27 protein-coding genes are annotated in these 24,170 nt (G+C 68.9%); 14 read left to right on the top strand and 13 right to left on the bottom strand.

Annotated elements, in window-relative coordinates; translation table 11 throughout:
- Positions 1-6: 6 nt before the first annotated feature.
- The 3 genes from QMK34_RS10425 to QMK34_RS10415 are packed head-to-tail and all read right to left on the bottom strand — an operon-like array spanning position 7 to position 1,577.
- Positions 7-468 carry a GNAT family N-acetyltransferase gene (locus tag QMK34_RS10425; RefSeq protein WP_326413511.1) on the bottom strand — a complete coding sequence of 154 codons (462 nt, stop codon included), beginning with the start codon at positions 466-468 and terminating at the stop codon, positions 7-9.
- 4 nt (positions 469-472) lie between these two features.
- Entirely contained in the window at positions 473-904 is a 432-nt protein-coding gene (locus tag QMK34_RS10420) for a hypothetical protein (RefSeq protein ID WP_326413510.1), read from the bottom strand.
- Positions 905-947: 43 nt separating this feature from the next.
- Entirely contained in the window at positions 948-1,577 is a 630-nt protein-coding gene (locus QMK34_RS10415; protein ID WP_326413553.1) for a hypothetical protein, read from the bottom strand.
- Positions 1,578-1,721: 144 nt separating this feature from the next.
- Between QMK34_RS10415 and wzm the strand changes: the two genes are divergently transcribed.
- From wzm to glfT1, 3 genes are read left to right on the top strand one after another with little or no spacing between them, the layout of a single operon-like run.
- Positions 1,722-2,675, top strand: coding sequence for a galactan export ABC transporter permease subunit Wzm/RfbD (gene wzm, locus QMK34_RS10410; protein ID WP_326413509.1), 954 nt, complete (start codon positions 1,722-1,724; stop codon positions 2,673-2,675).
- A 3-nt stretch (positions 2,676-2,678) separates the two neighbouring features.
- Positions 2,679-3,494, top strand: coding sequence for a galactan export ABC transporter ATP-binding subunit Wzt/RfbE (gene wzt, locus QMK34_RS10405; RefSeq protein ID WP_326413508.1), 816 nt, complete (start codon positions 2,679-2,681; stop codon positions 3,492-3,494).
- Positions 3,494-4,402 (top strand): galactofuranosyltransferase GlfT1, encoded by a 909-nt coding sequence (gene glfT1, locus QMK34_RS10400; RefSeq protein WP_326413507.1) that lies wholly within the window; start codon positions 3,494-3,496, stop codon positions 4,400-4,402. The genes wzt and glfT1 overlap by 1 nt, the downstream gene beginning before the upstream one ends.
- A gap of 74 nt (positions 4,403-4,476) precedes the next feature.
- On the opposite strand, the gene QMK34_RS10395 is transcribed toward glfT1, so the two are convergent.
- The 4 genes from QMK34_RS10395 to QMK34_RS10380 form a co-directional block, all read right to left on the bottom strand.
- The gene (locus tag QMK34_RS10395) at positions 4,477-4,698 is read right to left on the bottom strand and encodes a hypothetical protein (protein ID WP_326413506.1); all 222 of its coding nucleotides are present in this window, start codon (positions 4,696-4,698) and stop codon (positions 4,477-4,479) included.
- Positions 4,699-4,957: 259 nt separating this feature from the next.
- Entirely contained in the window at positions 4,958-6,196 is a 1,239-nt protein-coding gene (locus tag QMK34_RS10390) for a PPE domain-containing protein (protein ID WP_326413505.1), read from the bottom strand.
- Positions 6,193-6,639: a hypothetical protein gene (locus tag QMK34_RS10385; protein ID WP_326413504.1), complete on the bottom strand. Its 447-nt coding sequence runs from the start codon at positions 6,637-6,639 to the stop codon at positions 6,193-6,195. Before QMK34_RS10385 ends, QMK34_RS10390 begins: the two co-directional genes overlap by 4 nt.
- A gap of 109 nt (positions 6,640-6,748) precedes the next feature.
- Positions 6,749-7,528 (bottom strand): ESX secretion-associated protein EspG, encoded by a 780-nt coding sequence (locus QMK34_RS10380; RefSeq protein ID WP_326413503.1) that lies wholly within the window; start codon positions 7,526-7,528, stop codon positions 6,749-6,751.
- A 144-nt stretch (positions 7,529-7,672) separates the two neighbouring features.
- On the opposite strand from QMK34_RS10380, the gene QMK34_RS10375 reads away from it, so the two are divergent.
- Entirely contained in the window at positions 7,673-7,915 is a 243-nt protein-coding gene (locus QMK34_RS10375) for a hypothetical protein (protein ID WP_326413552.1), read from the top strand.
- Between the two features lie 241 nt (positions 7,916-8,156).
- On the opposite strand, the gene QMK34_RS10370 is transcribed toward QMK34_RS10375, so the two are convergent.
- Together QMK34_RS10370 and QMK34_RS10365 are read right to left on the bottom strand one after the other, a co-directional pair.
- Positions 8,157-10,106: a glycosyltransferase gene (locus tag QMK34_RS10370; protein WP_326413502.1), complete on the bottom strand. Its 1,950-nt coding sequence runs from the start codon at positions 10,104-10,106 to the stop codon at positions 8,157-8,159.
- A gap of 6 nt (positions 10,107-10,112) precedes the next feature.
- The gene (locus QMK34_RS10365; protein WP_326413501.1) at positions 10,113-10,619 is read right to left on the bottom strand and encodes a GtrA family protein; all 507 of its coding nucleotides are present in this window, start codon (positions 10,617-10,619) and stop codon (positions 10,113-10,115) included.
- A gap of 120 nt (positions 10,620-10,739) precedes the next feature.
- Between QMK34_RS10365 and QMK34_RS10360 the strand changes: the two genes are divergently transcribed.
- The 6 genes from QMK34_RS10360 (at position 10,740) to QMK34_RS10335 (ending at position 16,264) form a co-directional block, all read left to right on the top strand.
- The gene (locus QMK34_RS10360; protein ID WP_326413500.1) at positions 10,740-12,107 is read left to right on the top strand and encodes an FAD-binding oxidoreductase; all 1,368 of its coding nucleotides are present in this window, start codon (positions 10,740-10,742) and stop codon (positions 12,105-12,107) included.
- Positions 12,104-12,859, top strand: a complete 756-nt coding sequence (locus QMK34_RS10355) for a decaprenylphospho-beta-D-erythro-pentofuranosid-2-ulose 2-reductase (RefSeq protein WP_326413499.1) — start codon at positions 12,104-12,106, stop codon at positions 12,857-12,859. The genes QMK34_RS10360 and QMK34_RS10355 overlap by 4 nt, the downstream gene beginning before the upstream one ends.
- A gap of 85 nt (positions 12,860-12,944) precedes the next feature.
- Positions 12,945-13,454 (top strand): YbaB/EbfC family nucleoid-associated protein, encoded by a 510-nt coding sequence (locus tag QMK34_RS10350; protein WP_326413498.1) that lies wholly within the window; start codon positions 12,945-12,947, stop codon positions 13,452-13,454.
- 7 nt (positions 13,455-13,461) lie between these two features.
- The gene (locus QMK34_RS10345) at positions 13,462-14,952 is read left to right on the top strand and encodes a WXG100 family type VII secretion target (RefSeq protein WP_326413497.1); all 1,491 of its coding nucleotides are present in this window, start codon (positions 13,462-13,464) and stop codon (positions 14,950-14,952) included.
- Positions 14,949-15,671 carry a hypothetical protein gene (locus tag QMK34_RS10340; RefSeq protein WP_326413496.1) on the top strand — a complete coding sequence of 241 codons (723 nt, stop codon included), beginning with the start codon at positions 14,949-14,951 and terminating at the stop codon, positions 15,669-15,671. The genes QMK34_RS10345 and QMK34_RS10340 overlap by 4 nt, the downstream gene beginning before the upstream one ends.
- Positions 15,668-16,264, top strand: a complete 597-nt coding sequence (locus QMK34_RS10335) for a hypothetical protein (RefSeq protein WP_326413495.1) — start codon at positions 15,668-15,670, stop codon at positions 16,262-16,264. Before QMK34_RS10340 ends, QMK34_RS10335 begins: the two co-directional genes overlap by 4 nt.
- An 83-nt stretch (positions 16,265-16,347) precedes the next feature.
- On the opposite strand, the gene QMK34_RS10330 is transcribed toward QMK34_RS10335, so the two are convergent.
- Positions 16,348-17,493: a family 2 encapsulin nanocompartment cargo protein terpene cyclase gene (locus QMK34_RS10330; RefSeq protein WP_326413494.1), complete on the bottom strand. Its 1,146-nt coding sequence runs from the start codon at positions 17,491-17,493 to the stop codon at positions 16,348-16,350.
- A gap of 29 nt (positions 17,494-17,522) precedes the next feature.
- Positions 17,523-18,362 carry a geranyl diphosphate 2-C-methyltransferase gene (locus tag QMK34_RS10325; RefSeq protein ID WP_326413492.1) on the bottom strand — a complete coding sequence of 280 codons (840 nt, stop codon included), beginning with the start codon at positions 18,360-18,362 and terminating at the stop codon, positions 17,523-17,525.
- Positions 18,363-18,744: 382 nt separating this feature from the next.
- Between QMK34_RS10325 and QMK34_RS10320 the strand changes: the two genes are divergently transcribed.
- The 3 genes from QMK34_RS10320 (at position 18,745) to QMK34_RS10310 (ending at position 21,357) form a co-directional block, all read left to right on the top strand.
- A complete protein-coding gene (locus QMK34_RS10320) occupies positions 18,745-20,136 on the top strand; it encodes a family 2B encapsulin nanocompartment shell protein (RefSeq protein ID WP_326413490.1) in 1,392 nt (463 codons plus the stop codon).
- A gap of 73 nt (positions 20,137-20,209) precedes the next feature.
- Positions 20,210-20,842, top strand: a complete 633-nt coding sequence (locus tag QMK34_RS10315) for a VC0807 family protein (protein WP_326413489.1) — start codon at positions 20,210-20,212, stop codon at positions 20,840-20,842.
- A gap of 2 nt (positions 20,843-20,844) precedes the next feature.
- The gene (locus QMK34_RS10310) at positions 20,845-21,357 is read left to right on the top strand and encodes a YceI family protein (RefSeq protein WP_326413488.1); all 513 of its coding nucleotides are present in this window, start codon (positions 20,845-20,847) and stop codon (positions 21,355-21,357) included.
- Positions 21,358-21,412: 55 nt separating this feature from the next.
- Here QMK34_RS10310 and QMK34_RS10305 read toward each other — a convergent pair whose 3' ends face one another.
- Positions 21,413-21,805, bottom strand: a complete 393-nt coding sequence (locus QMK34_RS10305) for a MerR family transcriptional regulator (protein ID WP_326413487.1) — start codon at positions 21,803-21,805, stop codon at positions 21,413-21,415.
- 83 nt (positions 21,806-21,888) lie between these two features.
- On the opposite strand from QMK34_RS10305, the gene QMK34_RS10300 reads away from it, so the two are divergent.
- On the top strand, positions 21,889-23,082 hold the full coding sequence (locus QMK34_RS10300; protein WP_326413486.1) for an MFS transporter: 1,194 nt from the start codon (positions 21,889-21,891) through the stop codon (positions 23,080-23,082).
- Here the strand turns inward: QMK34_RS10300 and QMK34_RS10295 are convergent.
- Complete coding sequence (locus QMK34_RS10295; RefSeq protein WP_326413485.1) at positions 23,021-24,154, bottom strand: hypothetical protein; 1,134 nt, start codon at positions 24,152-24,154, stop codon at positions 23,021-23,023. The two genes, QMK34_RS10300 and QMK34_RS10295, sit on opposite strands and share 62 nt — an antisense overlap.
- Positions 24,155-24,170 lie beyond the last annotated feature (16 nt).

Here is a 24,170-nt window from a genome sequence, read left to right as displayed (position 1 = left end):
TGCTGGTCAGTGCACAGTCTTGCGCAACTGCCGGAACTCGCCCTCGGCAGCGCCCTCCCCGGCGTAGCCCGCACGCTGGAAAAGCGCGGCCGACGCGGCGTTGTCCTGGTGCACGGCGGCCAGGATCTCCCGGACTTGATACGTCGTGGTGAGCACGCGCTCACCCTCGGCGAGCACATCACCGGACAAGCCACGCCCACGGGCCGCGGGCGCCAGGGTGATGCTGACCTCCCAGGCCTCGTCCCCCGCCCGGTCGAACCGGACCGTGCCGACCGGCTCCCCGGCCACCTCGACGACCAGCAGCAGCCGGTCGTGCGAGGTGAGCACCCCGCGCAACCAGGCAAGGTGGTCGGCGAGGGCGATCTCGCCGGTGGACCGGGAGGCCTGCCGGGTGCGGGTGTCGTTGCGCCAGGCGAGCAGGAGTCGCGCGTCCGACTCGGTGGCTTCGCGGGCGATCGCCGAAGGCACTTCGCTACCGGGCGACCGGCTCGCGCTCGTCTTCCAGCCTGCGCAGCCTGTCCTCGTAGCGGGCGACACCGGCGAGCCGGACCCGGATCTGGGCGTGCTGACGCTGGATCTCCTCGATCAGCGAGCGGGCCTCGGCGATCTGCGGCTTGTCCGCGGGCGGGACCAGCGCCAGTGACTCGCGCAGGGTCTCCAGCTGGGCCTCCTGGGCCGCGACGTGCGGGATGAGCCGGTCAACCTGGGCGGTGGTCCAGCGGAGGTCACCGCGGGCGGCCTCAAGGTTCGTCTCGGCCTCGTCGAGCCTGCGGCGGTGGTCCGCGGTGGCGTGCTCGAGCTCGTCGATCCGATCGTCGAAGCCGTGCACCCGCTCCTCGACGCGGAAGTCGACGAGCTTGGCGAACCGGGCGGTGAGGTTGGTGCGAAGTTTCTGCACGATCATCAGCAAAGGTCCTTTGGTGACTGGATGTCGGATTACGCGCTGATCAGCGCAGCAGTTCGGTCTCGCCGGTCTTGGTCCAGGATTCCAGCAGACGTCCCTCGGCGGCGATCTGGTGCTCCGGCCCGACGATGCAGGAATCGCCGGCGGCGTGTTCCCACGAGGTCTGGTTCGGGTCGTCGATGAACGAGAAGCCGGTCAGGATCAGGTTCGCCGCCGGGAACGAGGTGCGCGCGATCCACGCGGCCAGCGTCCCGGTGGTCGACCAGGTCGACTCGGTGCGGGTGGGCAGGCCCAGCGCGTCGGACAGCGGCAGCACGACCTCACGGTTCGACACCGGGACGAACCCGAGGTCCGCCGGCCACCATTCGGGTACGTATTCCGGCTCCCAGTGCAGCCTGCCGGGCTCGACCAGCAGGTAGAGCCGCCGCCGGTAGTCACGGAAGACGTACGGGGTCGCGCGGACCGCGCGGTTGAACACCACGACGTGTACCCGGCTGCCGACGACCGCCGGCCCGGACGGCTCGTCCAGCACGAACCCGTTGACCCGGATCACCAGGTCACAGGCATCAATCGCCTTGGCCCGCTGGGGGTCGGGCGGGAGCGGCTGGTTGCCGACCACCGCGATGGAACGGGGCAGGGGCCGATCGGCGTACGCGGCGAGCAGGTTCACCATCAGGCTCGCGGCGCCGAGTGCAGCGGTCATGGGGGGAGAAAGTACCAGCACACTCCCCGCGTCCGGCGTTCTAGCGCTCTGTGCACGGACGTGCTCAGCCGGGGCGAGCCAAGGTCGGCACATCCCATCGGTACCCTCGTGGGCGTGCATGCCACCAGCACGGTTCACGCCGCCGGAAGTCCGGTCGAGACATCGGTACCGCCGATGTCCGACAGCAGGACCTTCGCGCGCGCCTTCGCCGACATCAAGGCCGGTTTCCACGCCCGCGAGCTCTGGGGCCACCTGGGCTGGCAGGACATCAAACAGCGGTACCGCCGCTCGGTGATCGGTCCGTTCTGGATCACCATCAGCCAGGGCGTCATCGCGCTGGGCCTGGGGCTGCTCTACTCGCAGCTGTTCGGCCTGCACACGTCGACCTTCCTGCCCTACATCAGCACCGGGTTCATCATCTGGGGCTTCATCAGCGGCTGCCTCTCCGAGGGCATGGAGACGTTCATCGCGAACGAGGGGCTGATCAAACAGCTCCCCGCGCCGCTGAGCGTCTATGTCCTGCGGACGGTGTGGCGCCAGACGCTGATGCTGGCCCACAACCTGATCGTCTACGTGATCGTCGTGGCCATCTTCTTCGGCAGCCTCAGCCACGAGTACACGCTGAACAGCGGTATCTGCGAACCGAACTTCACCGGCATCTGCCACCCCGGCATCGGCTGGTCGTCGCTGCTCGCGATCCCCGGCTTCCTGCTCCTCGCGATCAACGCGGGCTGGGTCACCCTGCTGCTCGGCATCATCTCCACCCGGTACCGCGACATCCCGCAGGTGATCAGCTCGCTCATCCAGCTGCTGTTCTACCTGACGCCGATCGTCTGGCCGATCGACCAGCTGGCGAAGGGCGGGGCCCGCCACAACGCGTCGTGGGCACTGCCGTACATCAACGCGAACCCGCTGTTCCACTTCGTGCAGATCGTCCGTGCTCCACTGATCGGGCAATACGTCAGCGGCTTCAGCTGGCTCATCGTCGGCGGCATCACCGTCGTGGGTTGGGCGCTCGCGCTCGTCGCCATGCGCAACTACCGTTCCCGCGTCTCCTATTGGGTGTGACAAATGGTCCACATTGATGTCCACAACGCGTTCGTCGATTTTCCCATCTTCGACGCCAAGACCCGCTCGCTGAAGAAGCGCGTCCTCGGCAAGGTCGGCGGCAAGATCGGCACGGGCAGCAAGGTGCCGATCATCGAGGCCCTGCACGACGTGACGCTGTCGCTGAAGGAAGGTGACCGGGTCGGCCTGGTCGGCCACAACGGCGCGGGCAAGTCCACGCTGCTGCGGCTGCTCGCCGGCATCTACGAGCCGACCCGCGGCTCGGCCAGGATCTCCGGCAAGATCGCGCCGGTCTTCGACCTCGGGATCGGCATGGACCCGGAGATCTCCGGGCTCGAGAACATCCTCATCCGCGGCCTGTTCCTCGGGATGACCGCGAAGGAGATGGAAAAGCGCGTCGACGACATCGCGGAGTTCACCGAGCTCGGTGACTACCTGCAGATGCCGCTGCGCACCTACTCCACAGGTATGCGCGTACGGCTGGCGCTGGGCGTGGTGACCTCGATCGATCCCGAGATCCTCATCCTCGACGAGGGCATCGGCGCGGTCGACGCGGCGTTCCTCAACAAGGCGCGGGACAGGCTCAAGGCGCTGGTCAAGCGCTCGGGCATCCTGGTGTTCGCCAGCCACTCGGACGAGTTCCTCTTCGAACTCTGCGACTCGGCGATCTGGATGGACGAGGGCCACGTCAAGCAGCAGGGTTCGCTGCGCGAGGTGCTCACCGGCTACAAGGGCCGCGACCCGTTCGAGAACATGAGCCAGGAGGCACTGGAACGCTTCGGCGCCCAGCCCGCCCTCGCGAAGAACGGCGGCGAATGATGACCAGCGAGGCCCAGCAGTTGCCAGAAGGCGCCGTGGTCGGCGTGGTCGTCACCCGTCACCGCCGGGAACTGCTCGCGGACTCGCTGAAGATCATCGCCGCGCAGACCCGCCCGGTGGACCACCTCGTGGTGGTCGACAACGGGCCGGACCAGTCCGCGCGCGACGTCGTCGAGAGCTATCCCCTGCCGTTCACGTACCTGCCCTCGCACCGGAACCTCGGTGGCGCGGGCGGGTTCGCGCTGGGCATGCTGCACGCGCTGTCGATGGGCGCGGACTGGGTCTGGCTGGCCGACGACGACGGCCGTCCCGCCGACGAGCACGTCCTCCAGATCCTGTTGGAGGAGGCGGAAAAGCGGAACCTGGCGGAGATCTCGCCGGTGGTGTCCAACATCGACGCCCCCGAGAAGCTCGCCTTCCCGTTGCGCCGCGGCCTGACCTGGAAGCGCTCGGCGGCCGAGCTTGGCGACGACTTCCTGCCAGGAATCGCGTCGCTGATGAACGGCGCGCTCTTCCGTTCGTCCACTTTGGACGTCGTGGGCGTGCCGGACCTGCGGCTGTTCTTCCGCGGCGACGAGGTGGAGCTGCACCGGCGGCTGGTCCGCTCGGGCCTGCCGTTCGGCACCTCGCTCAAGACGACGTACCTGCACCCGGACGGCTCGGACGAGTTCAAGCCGATGCTGGGCGGCAAGTTCCACGCGCAGGACCCGGAGAACGAGGTCAAGCGCTACTACACCTACCGCAACCGCGGCTACCTGTTGTCCCAGCCGGGAATGCGACGGATCGGCGCGCTCGAAGTGATCCGGTTCGGGCTGTACTTCGTCGGCGTCAAGCGGGACCCCAAGGCTTTCCTGCAGTGGCTGAAACTGGTTCGCCAGGGCCGTCAGGAAAAGTTCTTCCGCTTCTGAGTTTTCCTTGGCAGCCAAGGGAAAGGCGAGCACGCTTCCCCGTGCTCGCCTTTCCCCGGCGCCGCTCGCCGGCCTCAGCCGACGCGTTCGACCCGCGCCTTGCGGATGAGGAACTTCCCTGGCTCCCTCACCTGTTCGAACGCCGCGTTGTTGACCAGCACGCAGCTGCCTGACGTGGAGGTCACCGGGACGGTGGTGCACTTGGCGTTGTCCAGGTTGGTGACCTTGAGCAGGGTTCCCAGCGGGAACTGGTTGCTGGCCGCGCCCGGCGCGGCCGTTTCGTTGAACAACGTCACCGGAAGCGGCGAGCTTGGCCGGTTTCGGTGCCACAGGGGGATTTCCCGCCGCAGGATTTCCTGCCGGGGGATTCACGGGTTCGGCCACGGCACCGGACGCCGGTTTGACGTCGGCGGTGCAGCCCGCCGCCGCGGCCGCGGCGAGGACGCAACGAACTCAGTTCACTTTGTCTTCCGGGTTGCCAAGGAATGTCCGAGTCAGGGCAAGAAAAAGCCCCCGGCCTCGCGCGGAGGTGGGGGCGTTTTCGTCAGGCTGTGGTTATTCGCCGATCACCGGCGGAGCGGTGCGCTGGTCCGAGCCGAAGACGTCGTCCTCAGGCTCACCGCCGACGAGGTACCACGCTCGCTGGTGCTCGGCGTCCTCCTCGACCTCGCCGCTCCGGCCGCGAGCGGCCATCCCGGCGCCGCCGCGAGTGGCCGCACCGCCGCCCATGCCACGCCCGGCGGCCGCTTCCGCCGCGCCGACACCGCCGGGGCGGGCCGCGCCGGAGCTCGCGCCCGAACCGCTCGAGCCGCCGAGGCCGGGCTCGCCGGGGCCGAAGCCGCCGCCACGGCCGACCTTGGAGTTGTACTCCGAGTCACCGCCACCCATGCCGCCACCCATTCCGCCCATGCCACCCATCGGCATCGCGCCCATCCCGCCCATGCCCGCGCCCCCGGCGTTCGCCGCCGCGGGAGCCACGCCGGGCGGTAAGCCCGCGGGGGTGGTGTTGCCGGGCGGCAGCACGCCCGCGCCGGTGCTGGAACCGCTCTGCATGGGGCCCGAACCGGCCCCATCGGCCGAGTGGGGCGGCAGGAACGAGCTGCTGCCGCCACTGCCTCGCGCGTCACCGGAGCCGCTGGAGCCACCGGAGCTACTGTGGCCGTGGCTGCTGATGTCCAGTGCCGCCGGGGCCGAACCGCCGCCCGCGGCGAACGCCGGTGGCTCGGGGAACACCGGCTGCTTCGACGCGGCACTGTAGAGGTCCTTGTCGTACGTCTTCATGACGTCGGCGGCCTGCTGGTGCGCCTGCTGGCTGTCCTTCTGCTTCTGGAGCGACTTGTCGATGTTGTCGCCGAGGTCGAGCGGGTTCGCCGCCATCCAGCCCTGGAACTCGTCGTTCCAGTTGAACGGGATCGGCTTGGGCATCTGGTTCTTGGCGTTGGCCGCCGCGGCGCCCTGGTCGTAGATGGTCTCCGAAGCGAGCTTCGCGTTCTGCGAGTTGGCGTCGGCCCACTTGCTGAGGCTGCCGAAGTAGCTCAGCGCGGACTCGGCGGCGACGCCCTCCCACTGGCCCTTCGACTTGTTGACCGCGGTGGACAACGTCGTGGCGAAGCTTTCGAAAGCCTTGTGCACGTCGTTGTACGCGGCCGACACCTTCGACACCTGCTCGACGTCGAGATTGGTGCCGACGAACTGCTCCAGCTGCTGGTGGTCGTGGCCGAGGTAGTCGGCGTCGGACGGGTTCAAGCCCTGGACGTGCTCGACCGAAGACGTGTTCACCTTGGGCGTGGTCATTCGGCTCCCCCTGTGGCCTGGGCCTTCTTCGCCGCGTCGAGGTGCTCGTGCTGCTCCGCGCTGCCGTACAGCGCGGCGGCCCTGGCCAGCGCCTTGTCGGCGTTCCTGAGGACGTCGCCGAACTGCTTCAGCGCGACCAGGGTGGACCCGGCCTCGTCGGCCGCACCCTTCCGGTCGTGCGCGGCGACGGCGTGCGCGTACGGATGGTTGCCCAGCTTCGGCGGGTCGTTGAGCTGGACGGTCTTGGCGTTGAGCCTGTCCAGCTCGTCGGCCATCGTCTTCAGCGCCTCACGCAGGGGCTCGACACCCTGCGGGCTGATCGTGAACCCGCCGCTGTTCGCGGCGTCCACCAGTTTCCGGGTTTCGGCGCTCGCCTGCTGGATCGCCTGCACCGACAGCCCGGCGCCGAGCGCCTTCGCCGCCGCGTTCTCACTCAAGCTCATGACCGCCCCACCTGATCGCCCGCCTATTCGCCTCGCACTGTACTAGCCGGGTACGACACGCATGGGCTGTTCGGCGAATTCTCCTTCGCCCCGAAACCGGCCGGAAGGCTCAGAAATAGCCTTCGAGCAGGCTGTATAGCTGCTGGGCGATGCGGGCGTTGTCGGCCGGGGAGTAAGTCAGCCAGTGCTGGCCGTCGGCCGCCTGGTGCGAGGACATCAGATAGCGGCCCGCCTCGGTGTCGAACCAGGCGAGCGTCGACAAGTCGGCCTGGCGCCCGTCGCGGCCCTTGACCGAGGCGGTGAACTGGCCGACCCGCGTCTTCGGCTTCTCGAAGATCCGCTCGACCACGCGCAACTGCGCGTGCGAGGACGACGTCCGCGGCGCGCTGACCCCGGCGAAGGGGTCGTAGGCGTCGTCGGGACCACGCCGGGGCCGCTGCTGCGAGGACGGCTTCGCGAAGGTCACCGACTGGCCGGGCGCGGCCGGGGTCAGCGGCAGCAGGTCGACGATGGACGGCACGATCCCGGTCGGCCGGATCTCGTCGAAGACCACCAGGTTCTCGTCCTGGCGGGCGAGGATCGCGAACTGGCCGTTCGACGCGGCCCTGGCGAACAGCTGGCGGCCCTGGTCGAGCTGAGCGGCCGCCGTGATGACCAGATCCGAGTGCACGAACGTGGCCAGCGCGAGTTCGACGTCCGGGTCCAGCCGCCCGCCGCGCATCAGCCCGCGGCCCTCGAGATCGCGGAACACCGCGTCGCGGACCATCCCGCGCTGCTCATGCGACGTCCCGATGTGGGGTACCACGAACGGGCCCGGGGCCGGGCCCAGCCCGCCCTGGTCGAGCAGGATGTCCACAGCCGCGAGCGACAACGAGAACGAATACGACATCGCCACTTTCCCTCCGGGGGTCTCACCGGATCTCGTCAGAACGGTAGTGCACCTGGCGGGAAAGGCGCAGCGGGATCACTCTTCCGCTCCGCCCTCAGCGAACCCCCCTTGCCGAGGGTGATCAACGCTGGTGCCATGGAGGATATGACGGACAAGAAACCAGCACTGGTGCTGCATCTGTCGACCGGCGGCGAGCCACTGCTCTTCGCGCTCGACGCCAAGGAAACCCAACGCCTGGAGGCAGATCTCACGCATATCGTCAAAACCGGCGCTGTCACCTCGGTGCAGACACAGGACTCCGCCAAGGTGACGATCAACTTCTCGCAGGTCGCCGTGGCCTACATCGACGACCTGCAGCGCAAGGGAAAGGTCTTCGGCCTGCACTGAACGTCGTGCTCCGGGCGGCTGGCCGCGACGAGCAGGAAAGTCGTTTCGCGGACAAGGCGTTCGGCGTGATGTCCTGAAAGGACAGTCGAGCTGCCCGCCGCGGCGACCAGAACCCCGGTGTCGTCGTCACGCCCGGAGATCTGCAGACGTAACCGCCCTCGACCCGCCACGCACCTGCCCCGGACGCGCTGAAGGCCACCTTGAGGGCATCCAGGTCCCTCAAGGTGGCCTTCAGAGGCCACTACAGCTCGTAGAGGCGCTTCCAGTTTTCGCGGGAGGTGAGCTCCGGCATGGCGCGCTTGTACTGCTCCTGCACGCCCGCGCCCTCCTTGCGGAGCCGGTTGATCACCTTCGCGCCGCGCTTGGCCAGGTCGAACATCTTGTCCTTGTCGTACGAACGGACGCGGACACCTTCCTGGTTGGCGTCGGTGACGACGGCGGTGTCGAACTGCGCGACGTGCCACCAGTTGGCCTCGTCCGTCGGGATGGCGCCCAGCGAGTGGCGGCTCCGGCCGAGGACGCGGTCGAGGACGCGCTTGATCAGCACCAGGCGCTGCATGCTCGGCCGCGGCGCGCTGTTGATGATGCCGATGTCGTTGGACGCGATGCCAGGGACCTCGGTGGCCTTGTGCCGCTTGGTCTCGGGGTACGCGTCGCGGATGCGGCGGATCTCCTGCATCGCGGCGAGCCCGCCGTCACGCAGGATCTCCGGGCCCTCGAGGAAGTCCTCGACGGCCTTGATCAGCGTCGCGGACAGCCCGTACTGCATGCCCAGCAGGTACCGGGTGAGCTGCGAGATCAGCACCCGGGAGAGCAGGTTCAGGTTGAACGGGCTGTGCAGCGCCGCGGTGATGATCGAGTTCCGCAGGTTGAAGTAGCGGTGCCACTCGTCCCAGTCCTTCCAGTGGAAGTCGGCGTGCCAGACGCCGGCGCCGGGAAGGGTGACCGTGGGGAAGCCGTGCTCGCGGGCGCGGTAGCTGTACTCCGCGTCGTCCCACTGGAAGAAGAACGGCAGCGGGTACCCGGTGGCCTTGACGATCTCGTACGGGATCAGGCAGGACCACCAGCCGTTGTACCCGGCGTCGAGGCGGCGTTCCTGGCGGTTCGGCTTGAGGGTGTCCTCGTCGACGCCGAGCAGGTCCGCGGTGGACAGTGAGTGCGCGACCGGCTGACCGGGCTCCAGGGTGTTCAGCCGGGCGTACTCCGCGCCGACGTGCAGCTGGTTCGGGTGCAGCAGGTTGAGCATCTGGCCGCCGACGATGATCGGGTTGGCCGTGCGGTTGGAGAACGCCGTCATCCGGATCACCAGGTCCGGCTCGAGCAGCACGTCGTCGTCCATGAACAGGACGTTCGCGTGCTCGGTCTCGGTGTGCCCGGCCACCTCGTAGAGGCCGCGGGTGAAGCCCGCCGCGCCGCCGAGGTTCGGCTGGATGATGTAGTGCAGCTTGCCGCCGAGGTCCTTGGTGACCTGCTCGAAGCCGTCGCGCGTGTCGACCCGGTCGGTGCCCTGGTCGGCGACGTAGATGGCGTCCAGCGTCTCCAGCGAGGAGACGTCGGCGGCGAGCGCCTGCAGGTTCTTGAGGCAGTCGTCGGCGCGGTTCATCGTGCAGATGGTCACCGCGGTCGGGCGGATCTTCTCCGGCGCGTCGACGGTCCAGCGCACGGACTCGACGCGCAAGTGCTGGCCGCCCTCGGTCTCGAGGTCGAGCCAGAGCGCGCCGCCGTCGTAGAACCTGTCGAGCTTGGCCGTCAGCTCGACCTTGGCCTGCTTGGCGCCGGAGACGTCCTCCGCCGCGACGACCCTGGCGTCACCCTGGACGTCGGACGCGCCGACGGTGAGCTGCCCGTCACCGGTGACGACGGCCTCGACCGTGACCTCGGTGGCGGTGGTCCAGCGCTGCCAGTAGCTGGCCGGGAACCGGCCGAAGTACGTGTTGCCGGACACCTTCGACGCGGCTTCCAGGGTGACGCTCGTCCTGTCGCGCACCGCGGAGCCCGAGACGGGCTCGGAGTAGAGGTCCTTGCTCACGATCGGGGAAGGACCGGCAAACAGCCCGCGCTGTGCGGTCAGCCTGCCCTCCGGCGTGCGTTCGGCGAACCGGGTGTCATCCCCGGCTGCCGCGCTGACGTGGCCGTTCGAGGCCGGTGTCGCCACGGCCTGTCCGGTTGCGGCTGCTGCTTTACCGGGCATGAATCCTCAGTTCTCCTCGGTGTGGATTGCTGGACTGGGTGCGGTGGTGGGCGGCTCGCGGAACACGACCCACTTGAGCATGACGAAATTGATCATGGTCGCGGTTGCCTGCGAAACGACCCAACCCAGGGTGGATTTCCAGGCCGACTCCGGCAGGACGTGCAGCATGAGCAGATTCATCCCCACCGCGACGAAGAAAGTCACGGTGTAGAGGGCCACGAAGCTGCCGACCTGCCCGGCGCCCTGCTGGCGGCCGCCGGCGAAGGTGAACTTCCGGTTCAGGAAGTACGCCGTCGTGGTGCCGCAGACGAAGCTGATCGCGCGGGCCAGGTTCACCCACGGTGACACGTCCATACCCAGCGCGAGCAAGCCCTGATAGATGCCGAAGTCGACGATCGCGCAAAACCCGCCGATCAGCGCGAAGCGGAGGAGCTGCCCGACCAGGCCAGGGTTCGACGGCTGCGCTGCCGTCTTGGCCGTCGTCGAGCCGGCTTGCGGGTCCGTCGCCACCACTGCGTTACCTCATCGGCTGGGTTCACTGATGCCGAAAGTGTAGAAGCGGCCACTTCAGGGTCACATCTCGGGCAGTCTTCGGCGTGGTTACCCTGGTCGGGTGACCCAAGGACGCGAACCGTGCTGAATTCCAAAACACACCGGCAGACGCTCACCGGCTGGGCCAGGACGTCGCCGACCGTCGCCGACGTGCTGAGCACCCCCGACGTCGAGGCCATCGCCCGCGCCGTGACCCAGGCGGGTGAGCGCGGTGTCGTCGCCCGCGGGCTCGGCCGCTCCTACGGCGACCCGGCGCAGAACGCGGGCGGCCTGGTGGTCGACATGACCCCGCTGAACCGCGTCCACTCGATCGACGCCGATTCGGCGATCGTGGACGTCGACGCCGGGGTCAGCCTCGACCAGCTGATGCGCGAGGGCCTGCCGCACGGCCTGTGGGTCCCGGTGCTGCCCGGCACGCGCCAGGTGACCATCGGCGGCGCGATCGCGAACGACATCCACGGCAAGAACCACCACAGCGCGGGCAGCTTCGGCAACCACGTCGTGTCGATGGACCTGCTGACCGCCGATGGCCAGGTCCGCACCATCACCCCGGACGGCCCCGAGTCGGACCTGTTCTGGGCGACGGTCGCGGGCATCGGCCTGACCGGCATCATCCTGCGCGCGAAGATCCGGATGACGCGCACGGAGACGGCGTACTTCAAGGCCGACATCCAGCGCACCGCGAACCTCGACGAGACCCTCGAGCTGGTCACCGACGGCTCCGAGGACAACTACACCTACTCGTCCGGGTGGTTCGACTCGATGTCGCGCGGCAAGAAGCTCGGCCGCGCGGCCTTCCAGCGCGGCTCGCTGGCCAAGCTCGACGAACTGCCGCCCAAGCTGCGCGCGGACCCACTGAAGTTCAACCCCGGCCAGCTCGTGACGCTGCCGGACGTGTTCCCGAACGGGCTCGCCAACAAGCTGTCGTTCACCGCGATCGGCGAGCTGTACTACCGCAAGACCGCCAAGAACGCGCGCGATCAGATCCAGAGCCTGGTGGCCTTCTACCACCCGCTGGACCTGTTCGGCGAGTGGAACAGGGCGTACGGCTCGAAGGGTTTCCTGCAGTACCAGTTCAGCACGCCGCTCAACGCCCACGATGACCTCCGCCGGATCCTCCAGAAGGTCGCCGACTCCGGGCACGTGTCGTTCCTGAACGTGTTCAAGCAGATGGGCGAGGGCAACGCGGCGCCGCTGTCGTTCCCGCACCCCGGCTGGATGGTCTGCCTCGACTTCCCGATCAAGGCCGGGCTGAGCAGGTTCTGCCAGGAGCTCGACGAGGACGTCCTGGCGCTGGGCGGGCGGCTCTACACCGCCAAGGACTCGCGCACGACGCCGGAGAACTTCGCGAAGATGTACCCGCGTCTCGAAGAATGGCGCAAGGTCCGCGCCTCCGTAGACCCCGAAGGCGTATTCGCCTCTGACATGTCCCGAAGGTTGGAACTGTGATCGACGCCGTGGGTAACCCCCAGTCCCTGCTGCTACTGGGCGGCACTTCCGACATCGCGCTCGCGATCGCCGAGAAGTACCTCGCCGAGCGCCCGCTGCGGGTCGTCCTCGCCGCGCGTCCGTCGCCGCGGCTCGACGCCGCCTCCCAGCGTTTGAAGGACAAGGGCGCCGAGGTGTCGACCGTCGACTTCGACGCGCTGGACACCGCCTCGCACCCCGCCGTGCTCGCGAAGGCGTTCGAAAGCGGCGACATCGACGTCAGCGTCGTCGCGTTCGGCCTGCTCGGTGACCCCGAGGAGCTCTGGCAGGACCACGCGAAGGCCGTCGAGGCGGCGACCGTGAACTACACCGCAGCCGTCTCCGTGGGCGTCGCGCTGTCGGAGAAGCTGAAGGCGCAAGGGCACGGCACGATCATCGCGCTGTCCTCGGTCGCCGGCGAGCGCGTGCGGCGGTCGAACTTCGTCTACGGCTCGTCCAAGGCCGGGTTCGACGGCTTCTACCTCGGCCTCGGCGAGGCGCTGGCCGAGCACGGGGTCAAGGTGACCGTCGTCCGCTCTGGCCAGGTCAGGACCAAGATGACCGACGGCCTGAAGGACGCCCCGCTGACCCAGGACGCCGCGCAGGTCGCCGCGCTGTCGGTCGACGCCGCCCGCAAGGGCAAGGACCTGGTGTGGTCGCCCGCGCCGTTCCGGCTCGTGATGTCGGCGCTGCGGCACGTGCCGCGCCCGATCTTCCGCAAACTACCCATCTAGGCCGGGAACCAACGGAAGGGGACTTTCGTCGCATATAGTGCGACGGGGGTCCCCTTTTGTCAGGTACGGAACCGGAGACACTTCCATGGACCGGGAAGCAAGGCTGGACGAGAAGATCCGTTCCTTCCAGGAGCAGGCCGCGAAGGCCGCCGAGCTGAAGGACCGGATCGCCGGGCTGCGCGGCAGCGCGCGCAACGGCGACGGATCGGTGACCGTGACGGTCGCGCCGTCCGGCGCGGTGCTGGGCCTGCAGCTCGGCCCGCAGGCGATGCGGCGCTCGCACACCGCGTTGCAGCAGGAGATCCTCGCCACGATCAGGCAGGCCACGCAGCAGGCCGCGAGCGCGCTCGAAGAGGCCGTCCAGCCGATCCTCGGCGAGCGCGCCGAGCAGTTCAAGCAGGCCTTCAACGCGCACGTCGAGCCACTCGGCCCGAGTGCGCCGCCGCCTGCCGAGTCCCTTCCGGCGGCTCCCCCTCCCGTACCGCCCACGGCGGCCGAACCGGCACAAGTCCGGCAATCGCCGCCCCCGGGGCGGAACCGCCCACGACCCGACGACGTCGAAGACGAGAATTTCGGCGGTTCGATTCTGAGGTGAGGCCAGCGTGACCGGATACCAGGTACAGACCGAAGCGCTGACAGCGCACGCTTCCGGCTCGAAGCAGGCCGCCGGCAACTTCGGCAGTCTCGCGAACCTGCTCCAGCAGGCGCGGGTCAGCGACGACTGCTTCGGCCCGCTCGGCGAGCTGATGGCGTTCAAGTACTTCGACGGCCTGCAGGAGTGCCAGGACCTCGCCGAGCAGGCGAAGTCCTTCATGGAGCAGGTGGCGGACAAGACGACACTGGCCGCGCAGGCGTACGGCTCCCAGGAGACGGGCACCGCCGAGACGATGGGCACGCTGGGCGCGGGCCTCGGGGACGGCGGCGGCGGGCCCGGCAGCCTCAGCGACGTCAACCACGCGGGTGACGCGGGCCGCAAGAGCTACCTGGAGCAGAACGGCGGCTACGGCAGCTCGTGGCTGTCGACCAGCACCGAGGTCGCGCAGGCGAGCAGCCCGCCGGACGTCGCCATCGCCGCCGTGCACGCCCGGATGGAGCAGCTGCAGCTGGTCACGAGCCCCGGCGACTCGTTCATGAACAACGGGCTGGGCTTCCTGATCGGCATCGTGATCAGCCCGCTGGTCGAGTTCGTGCTCGAACCCGCCATCGGCGACCCGGAGCAGATGCGCAGCACCGCCAAGGGCTGGGAGCAGGTCGCGGGGTGGCTCGACGGGGTCGGCGAGCACGAGCAGAAGCGCGCGGACGCCACCAAGCAGCCGTGGGCCGGTGAGGGCGGCGACGCGTTCCGCACGCAGATGTCGGAGTTCTCCGGCGGCGCGACGGCGTTCGCCAACGACGTCCGCGGGCTGCAGCAGATCCTGGAGATCGCGGCCGACCTGTTCGACGCGTTCGTCGAGATCGTCATCGACATCATCCAAGAGCTCGTGATGGGCCTGATCATCGAGTGGCTGGCCGCGCTGGCCGCGTCGTGGATCACCGCGGGTGCGTCGCTCGGCGCGGCGGGCGCGGCCACCACCGGCCAGGTCGGGCTCACCGGCAGCCGCCTCGCGCTGAAGGTCAAGGAGCTGCTCGGCAAGCTCAAGCCGTTGATCGAGAAGCTCGAGGACATCCTCAAGATGCTGCGCAACGGCCCGCTGAAGAAGGTCGTCGAGAAGGCCGAAGGCCTGCGCAACGGCAACTTCCTGGAGAAGCGGCTCGCCGACCAGATCGACAAGCACCCGCTGGGCAAGCTCCTCACCAAGGCCAACCCGCTGACCGGCGCGTCGAAGACCGGCAACAAGTTCGCCGGGCGATTCGGCGTGGGCGGCGAGGGCTCAGACGCGCTGACCACGAACCTCACCGAGGCCGGGCTGCGCGCGGCCGGGCTGAGCGGCACCACCAGCATCGGCAAGGCGGCCTTCCGCGGCAGCGCGGGCAACATCGTCGAGCAGGGGATCGAGCAGGGTGTGAAGTACGGCTACAACGAATCGCAGGACCCGTCGTCGGAGGAAGAACGCCGCGAGGCGACCGATCGCGGGTTCTCGGTCGACGAGTGAGCCTCGCCGATCCGCTGGGCGCCGCGTCGCAGGCGCTGCCTTCGCTGAACCCGGGTGAGCGGCTGCTCTGGGCCGCCTACGGCCGGGTGTTCAACTACGACATCCGCGGGCTGGACGCGCTGGGGCAGCCGGAAAAGGGAATGCTGCGCAAGCTCGGCGGCGGCGCGGCGGGCGTCGCGGGCGGGTTCGTCGACGGCGTGCTCGGCGGCGGGGCCGACAGCGGGACGGACCGGCCGCTGCCGCCCCAGGTGATCGCGTTCGGCGACCGGCCGGGGGTGGCGGCGCACGAGTTCCTGCGCGAACTCGGCCCGGTCGGGCATCCGCGCCGGGTCTGGGCGTTGACCACGGAAAGGCTTGTCGTGCTGGGGGTCGTTCCCCCGCCGGAGGTCGTGGAACCGGCGTCGTTCCTGGCCAAGGCCGTCGGGTTCGGCAAGGGGCTGGCGAAGACGGGCAAGGGCATCGTCGAGATCATCGCCGACCGCACGAAGACGTACGGCGAGAACCGCGAGGGCGAACCGGCGACAGCACACGAAATGACCGTTCGCGCCGAGCTGCCGCGCGCTGGGATCGGCGGTTTCGCTTTGGCGCAAAGGAAGAAACGCAAGCCTTGCCTCCGTCTGTCCCTTGTGGATGGATCGGGATTCGACCTCTTGTTCGACGTCGAGGATCCCGCGCTGTTCGCCTGGCTGCTGGACCGGACGAACGGGAGCAGCCGGTGAACCTCGCCGAGAAGACCGCCACCGAGGTCGACGAGATCGTCGAGCGGGAGCTGACGCAGTTCTGGCTCCAGCCGGGCGAACGGCTGCTGCTGGGCCTGTCCCAGGTCCACGGGCACGTCAGCCTCCGGCTGGGCGAGGTTCGCCACCTCCCGCACGTCCCGGCCCGCGAGTTGCCGGAGGTCTCCGGCCCGGCACGCTGGCCGGTGCCGTCGGCGGACCTCCCGGACGAGGACTGGACGGACGACCCGGCGCTCGCTTACCACGCCGTCGCGCAGACCCCGGACCAGTTCGCCGTCCGCGTCGCCGACCATTGCGCGTCGTCACTGGGCGAGGCACGGCTGACGTTGACCGACCGGCGCTTCGCGCTGGTCTACGCGACGAAACGGCTCGCGAAACCGGCGGAGGGCGCGGGCCCGTTCACGACGTTCGAGGAGCATCGCGCCGACGTCGTGCGCGGGGTCGACTCGATGCTCGGCGGCCGCAGCTTCCCGCCGAAAACGTTGCTGCGCTTCACTTTCGCGGACGGCTCGGCCCTGCACCTCCACGACGTCCTGGCGCCGATGAAAGCCGCCCGCGCCCTGACCCGCCGCTAACCCAGAAGTCCCTGAAGGCCACCATGACGGCGTTAAACGCCGTGATGGTGGCCTTCAGGGACCATCGACAGTGAGTTTCGGGGTCAGGTGTGGTAGCGGGGGTTGGTGGCGTGCCACTCGAAGCCGCCCGCCATCCAGGCCCGGACCCCCTTGAGGAACCGGTGCAGGTCAGGGGACGGTACGGCCAGGAGGGCCTGGTGGCCCGCCTCGAAATCGCGCACGAGGGTGTTGTGGAGCTCGACGGTGACCTCGGTCGCCTCCTCGATCGAACAGCTCCGGTCGGCGGCGATCTGCAGGACCATGTTGCAGACCGGGTTCTCGTCGGCGGCGTCCTTCGCCACCGAGTAGAGGTCGTTCACCAGCACGCACGCGGTGCCCGCCTGCATCATGGCCCGGCGGACGCGGGGGTCGTAGTAGAGGGGCGCGGGCAACTCGTAACCGTCGACGACGTCGACGAGGGTCATCGAGGTGTAAAAACTGTCGTGCTGGCGGGCGGCGAGATACTCCCACGCCGGAGGGTAGGCGCCGGTGTAGCGCCAAGCCGCGTAGGCGTCCCAGGACACGAACATCGCGAACGTCGAGTAACAGACCCGCTGGGCCTGCACGGGGGTGCCGTGCCTTGACAGATGCGCGAGCCCCGAGTTCAACCCGACGAGGATCGGGTCCGCCCGGAGCGCCTCGGCGAGCGAGACGGAGAACTCGCCCGCCGGGGCGACCGGGTCCATCGCCGCCATCACCAGCGCCAGTCGGGGCGGGAGCTCCGTCGGGGCGGCGCCGAGTGCGCTGTCGTCGGCGTAGTAGTCGTCCGCGGCCCACCAGACGGCGTTCAGCTGTGCCGCGATCAGCAGCCGGTCCGGGTCGTCGCAGCCGGGGTGGGCGAGCATCGCGAGCCGCCCGAACCCGGCCTTGGCGATCTGCTCGAGGCCCGCACCGGTGAACCCGCACTCCGCCGCCCAGGCGACCAGCCGCCGGTCGACCTCGTCGGCGAGCGGCTCGTTGACCCGCTCGACGACGGGGCGGTACAGCGGTGGCGCGCTCCCGTCACCCCAGGGCAGCTCCGCGTACGCCGGGTCGCCACCCGATGGCGCGAAGCGGGGCGCGACCCTGGCGGCGGACGTGCCGATACCGGACGGCCCGGTCAGCACGGCAGGAGTGACGGCCGTCCACAAAGGACAACCAGGCGGCGCGCCTGCCCCGGGTGCTGCGACGGCGGGAGCCGTGTCGATCATCCCTGGTCCTTTCTGGCGGAGCGGCCCGCTCAGATGCGGTCGGCGGCGATGAGCAGGTAGTGGAAGCTGCCTTCGCGATAGGCCGTGAGGAATGGGTCCTCGATGCCGGTGGCGACCGACGACTGCGCCCGCAGTTCCCAGTAGGGGATCGTGTCGGCGGTCAGGTCGACGACGCTGATCGGCACGAAACCGTTGGCGGCCAAGGCTTTGAAGTACTCGCCGCGAGCGTGGATGTTGCAGATGTAGTGCTGGTCGATCTGGCTCACCGCGCGCGACCGGCCACCCGTGACGTCGTTGTAGCAGCCGGTGATCGTCACGTAGCGGCCGCCGGGCCGCAGCTGGCGGGCGTGCTCGGCGAACAGCTCGAACAGGTCGACGTACATCGTGCTCTCGTTGTTCCAGATGCCCGCGAAGGCGCCGGTCTCGAAACCGGTGTCCAGCATGTTGCGGACGTGGTACTTGACCTGGCCGTCGACGCCGCGCTTCCCGGCCTCGCCGTTCGCGAAGTCGACCTGCTGCCGCGAGATCGACACGCCGTCCACCTGGCAGCCGAACCGGTGGTTGGCCATGATGCTGCTGCCGCCGCGGCCACAGCCGGCGTCCAGCAGCCGGTCGCCGGGCGCGATGGGGCCGAGGTGGTCAAGCAGGACCTCGGCCTGCGCGCTCTCGAGCCGGTGCATCTCGGCGATGACCCCCTCGTCCGGGCCGTCGAGGACAGCGGGGTCGTAGGCGCCGAGCCCGTAGTGGTGGTGGTAGAGGCCGTCCACGTCGCCGAGCCGGAGGTTGACGGGATCCTTTTCCTTGTCCCAGTAGTCGGCGATCGACTTCTGGTAGGCGGTGCGCAACACAGGCTGGTCGAGAGAGGTCATTCGGTGAACTCCTTGCACACGGCATCGGCTTTTGTTGAGTACCGGGAAGATCGAGCGCAACGCTAACTTCGAACGGCGAAGGAGGGCAAGAATCTCCGCCGTGGTTCACTCCGGTACGCGCCGCCGTGGCGATCCCTTGCCTGCTTGGCCTATTCGACGGCCAGCCGAGTAAGCCGTGCGTGGGTGCGACCACCCCCATTCGAGAGCATATTTTTCCGAAGGGATTACGGACGGGCAACAGTCCGTGAATAACGGGCCCGGCCGTCGACAACCCGTTTGAGTGCTTGCGCCACCAACGAGCCTTGCTACGGTGATTTCACCGTTTCGCGCCGACGCGTATTCAGCAGCGGAAACACATTCCCGATGATTGGTGGTTCTCACGGTGACTGTCACGGACCCGACGCCCCAGCTGAGCTTGGGCCGCGACGCCGCGCGCACACTCGCGACGACGACGAAGTCCGTGCCGCAGATGCAGGCCAAATCGAGCCGCTGGCTGCTCCGGCTGCTGTCGTGGCTCGAAGTCGACGGCGGCACCTACCGCGTCAACCGGCGGCTCAGCTACACCCTCGGGGACGGCCGGATCACCTTCGTCGCGACCGGCTCCCACGTGCGGGTCGTGCCACAGGAACTCCGTGAACTCCCTTCGTTGCGCGGTTTCGACGACGAGGAGACACTCACCGCGCTGGCCGGCCGGTTCGTGCAGCGTGAGGTCGAGCCGGGTGAGGTGATCGTCGAGTTCGGCGGCGCGTGCGACCAGGTCGTGCTCATCGCGCACGGCAAGATCACCAAGATCGGCACCGGCGAGTACGGGGACCAGACGGTGCTGGGCCTGCTCGCGGGCGGGGAGTACCTCGGTGAGCAGCTGCTCACCAGCCAGGACGGGCTGTGGGAGTTCACCGCGAAGGCCGTCACCGCGGCCACGGTGCTGACGCTCTCCCGGCGGGCGTGGGACGAAATCCTCGACCAGGCCGAGGATCTGCGCGCCCATCTCGACGACGTGCGCGCCGGGCAGGGCGACTCGCGCAACGACCACGGTGAGGCGGAGATCGAACTCGCCTCCGGCCACGACGGCGAGCCGCGGCTGCCCAGCACCTTCGTCGACTACGACAGCGAGCCACGTGAGTACGAGCTGAGCGTCGCGCAGACGATGCTGCGGGTGCACACCCGGGTCACCGACCTCTACAACGAGCCGATGGACCAGCTGGAGCAGCAGCTCAGGCTGACCGTCGAGGCGCTGCGCGAGCGCCAGGAACACGAGATGGTCAACAACCCCGACTTCGGCCTGCTCCACAACGCCGACTTCGCCCAGCGCGTCCCGACCCGCACCGGCCCGCCGACGCCCGACGACTTCGACGAGCTGCTTTCGCTGGTGTGGAAGGAACCCGGGTTCTTCCTCGCCCACCCGCGCTCCATCGCCGCGTTCGCCAGGGAGTGCAACAAACTGGGCGTCTACCCGGGCAGCGCCGACCTCAACGGCCATCAGGTCCCGGCCTGGCGCGGCGTGCCCATCCTGCCGTGCGGCAAGATCCCGGTCACCGGAACCCGCACCAGTTCCGTCCTGCTGATGCGCACCGGCGAGGACGCCCAGGGGGTCGTCGGCCTGCGCCAGACCGGGCTGCCCGACGAGCGCGAGCCCGGGCTGAACGTCCGGTTCAAGGGCATCAACGACCAGGCCGTCGCCTCCTACCTCGTCAGCGCCTACTACTCCGCCGCCGTGCTCGTGCCCGACGCGCTCGCCGTCCTGGAGCAGGTCGAGATCGGCCGGGCCGACTGATCAGCCGATCGGTTGACCCGGAAGGACCATCGACCCGATATCCGCAGGTCACCGGGCAGGCGAGACTCGGGGCATGACCCCCAAGGCAAGCTCCGCGATCGGCGCGCTGGTGTGCGACATCCTGGCCCCGGTGGCGGGGTACTACCTGCTCCGCGCGTTCGGCGTCGACTCGCTGTGGGCGCTGACGCTCAGTGGCCTGCCGCCCGCCCTGCGCATCGTCCACACGTCGGTGCGGCAGCGGCGGGTCGACGGCATGGGCGCGTTCGTGCTGGCCGTCATCGCGGTCGGCGTCGTCTCGTCGCTCCTCACCGGCGACGCACGGCTGGCGCTCGTGCGGGGCGCCTGGTTCAGCCTGCTGGCGGGGGTCTGGCTCACCGCGGGGTCGTTCCTCGGCAAGCGGCCGGTGACCTTCCTGATGACGAAATCCCTGCTCCCGGGCCGCGCGGACCGGCTGGATGAGCTCTGGGAGGAGCGGGCGTCGTTCCGGCGTGTCTGGCGGGTGCTCGCGCTCGTGTGGGGTGTGGGCGGGCTCGCCCACAGCGGCGTGAGCATCGCGATGGCCTATACGCTGGCGGTGGACTCGGTGCCCGCGCTGGACACCGGGCTCTCGATCGCCAGCTTCGTGCTGCTGCAGATCGTCACCCAGGTGATGCTCGCGAGGGAGGGCACCATGAACACCCTTTGGCAGCGGGAAAGGGTCACGTGAGCGTGACCGTCCCGCCCGTCGGCGAGTACCGGCTCGACCCGGCGCGGTCGCGGATCACCATCGCCGGAACCCACCTGTTCGGCATGTCCACGGTGACCGGCACGTTCGCGCTCACCGGCGGCCGGATAGTGGTCGCCGAACCGGTGACGGACTCGCTGGCCGAGGCCGAGATCGACGCCGCCAGCTTCGCGAGCGGCAGCCGAACGCGCGACGACGAGATCCGCTCACGGCGCTTTCTGCACAGCCGTGACCACCCGCTGATCACGTTCACCGGCGGTCGGGTCTACGAGGAAGCTCAGCGCTGGCTACTCGCCGGGACGTTGACCGTGCGCGACACCGCGCGAAAGGTCGTCTCGGCGATCGAAAACACGCACATCGAGGACGGCCTGTTCACCGCGCGGGCCACCACGGTGATCGACCGGACGGCGTTCGGCCTCACCTACGGCCAGCGCATGGGCGGCGGCCGCGAATTCGACCTCACGCTCGAAATCACCGCCGTCCTCTCCCGCACCTAGCTTCGATTGCCCCTGAAGGCCACCATCACGGCGTTTAACGCCGTGATGGTGGCCTTCAGGGACAGGCCGGATGTGGTTGCCGCGCCAAGGTTTCCCGGACGTCGTCGAGCACGCCGCGCAGGGCCTCGCGGCTGTTGGCGAGCTCGTCGATCCTGTTGCTCAACGTGTCGAACTCGCCCTCCAGCAGGTCCATCAGCGGGCGGCAGGCCTCCGCCTCCGGGATCAGGATCTCGCGTTCCCCGGTGCAGGCGAGCACGATCCGGATGATGTCGATCGGCAACGCGGCCGCGAGCAGGCACCGGATCCGGCCGACCCGCTCGACGTCGTCCTCGCCGAAGACGCGGAAGCCGCCCTCGGTGCGACTCGGCCGCAACAAGCCGTGCTGTTCGTAGTAGCGCAGCATCCGGGCTGTCGCGCCCGTCCGCGCGGCCAGTTCACTGATACGCACGATTTATTCCCCCAACGCCGGAAAAGAGGTATGCCTCATGAAAGGTAGACCTTGACGTCAATGTCAGAGTTTAGCGTACAAACGTGATCGTACTCATTCTGATGTTGTGCGCCTTCGCCGTTGGCACTTCGGAGTTCATCGTCGTCGGCGTGCTGCCCGAGGTGGCCGGGGATCTCGACGTCACCCTGCCCACCGCCGGCCTGCTCGTCACCGCCTACGCCGTCGCGGTGGCCGTCGGCGGCCCGATCCTGACCGTCGCCGCCGGGCGGCTGCCCCGGCGCGGCCTCCTGATCGGCCTGATGGCGCTGGCCACCGCCGCCGCCCTGCTCTCGTCCGTCTCCCACACCTACGTCCTGCTGATGGGCGCGCGCATGCTCGGCGCGCTGGCACAGGGCCTTTTCCTCTCCGTCGCGTCGCAGGTCGCCATGGCCTCCGTGGCGCCGGAGAAACAGACCGCCGCGATCGCCAAGGTGGTCAACGGCATCGCGCTGTCGACCGTGCTGGGCGTCCCGGTCGGCACGCTGATCGGCCAGTCGTACGGCTGGCGCGCGTCGTTCCTGCTGGTCGCCGCGCTGACCCTGATCGGGCTGCTCGGGGTGCTGGTCGCCTGCCCGAAGGTCGAGCACGAACGCGAACCGACCGTGCGCGAAAGCGTGCACGTGTTCGGCAAACGCACCATTCTGCTCGGCCTGTCCACCACGATTCTCGCGTTCACCGGGATGATCACCGCGTTCACCTACGTCGCGCCGACGCTCACCGAGGTCACCGGCTTCGGCGGCACCTGGGTCACCGGCATGCTGCTGGTGTACGGCGTGGGCACGATCGCGGGCAGCTCGCTCGCCGGGCGGGTCAGCCCGGACCGGATCACCCGCGTGCTGCCGTTCACCATCGGCGCGCTCGCGCTCGTCCTGCTCGCCCACGGCCTGCTCATGCAGGGCAGGGTGACGAGCGCGATCAGCCTGTTCCTGTTGGGCGCCAGCGCTTTCATGACCGGACCGCTGCTGCACACCTATCTGATGGGCCAGGCCGGACCGGCGTCCGGGCTGGTGGCTTCGGTGAACATCTCGGCGTTCAACGTGGCGGCCGCGCTCGGGCCGTTGCTGGGCGGCGCGGTCATTTCCGGCGGCTGGGGGCTGGGCTTCGTCGGGCTGGTGGCCGCGGCGCCCGCCGTCGCGGGAGTGCTGATCGCGCTCGCGCTGCGGGCGTCACACCGGTTCAGCGCGGAGCGTTCGCGGGCACCAGGTACGGCTGTTGCGTCCCCGTCCACGGTGAGCTGATCGTCCAGCTGGCCAGCGCCGAGACCGGCGGCGTCGTCCTGGTGGTCGCGAGCACCAGGTCCGGCGTCGCCGGTTCGACACTGTGGTCGAAGTACCGGAAGTTGGCCTCCAGCAACGCACGGCCGAGCTCTCCGCTGCGGTTCTTGGTGTCGGCGATCGCCTGGTCGACGAGATTGCAGTCGCACGAGTAGGCCAGCGCGCCGACCTCGCCCACGCTCTCGACCGTGTGTCCCCTGGTCATGGCGGCCAGCTGCGTCCCGATCTCGCGGTACACGTGCGAGGACGCGTGATTGCTGCTGATCGGGGCGAACTGCCTTGGCAGGCCGGGAAAAGCGTAAACCGCGACACTCGCGGCGAGCAGGCCACCGGCGAGCGTGACCGCGGCGACCCGGACCCGGCTGGGCACCGCCGCGACGCCTGCCGCGAGCAGAATCGTCGCGCCGGTGATGCTCGGGGCGTAGTACCAGTGATACGGGGGCACCTTGAGCCAGCAGTACGCGACATAGTGCAACGCGCCAGCAAAGGCGAGGGCGGCAAAGGGAAGGAGTTCCTTCGCGCGCTCGGAACCACGCAGGTATTGGAACGTCCACAGTAGACCCAATACGCTGCCTGCCAGCAGCGGCAAGAAGGAAACTGTTGCCGCTGCGGGGAAGTTGTGCCAGTACAGCAGTGGGCCGTTGGTGAAGCTGAACGGGCCCCAGGAGTGCCGCATCATCTTGATGACCAGCGTGTCCGGGACCGCGGAGCCGAGCACGAACCAGCTGAAGGCGAACCAGGGCAGCATCGCCGCGAGCGCGCTGAACGCCGTGCGCCAGATACCCTCCCAGAAACCCTGGCGGGCCAGGAAAACGACCAGTGCGATGAGCACGAGGTCGAGCCGGATCAGCGCGAACAGGCCCACCGCGACACCCAGCGCGACCGGCCGACGCTCGACCGAGTACACGAGCACCCACAGCACCCCCGCCGCGCCGAGCGCGACTTCGAGGCCGACCGAGGACAGCAGCAGCGGGTTCACCAGCAGCCCGATCCGATTGCCCCTGAAGGCCACCATGACGGCGTTTAACGCCGTCATGGTGGCCTTCAGGGAC

The organism is Amycolatopsis sp. H20-H5, assembly GCF_035828755.1.
Classification (GTDB): Bacteria; Actinomycetota; Actinomycetes; order Mycobacteriales; family Pseudonocardiaceae; genus Amycolatopsis.
This window is presented reverse-complemented; position numbering and strand designations above follow the sequence as displayed.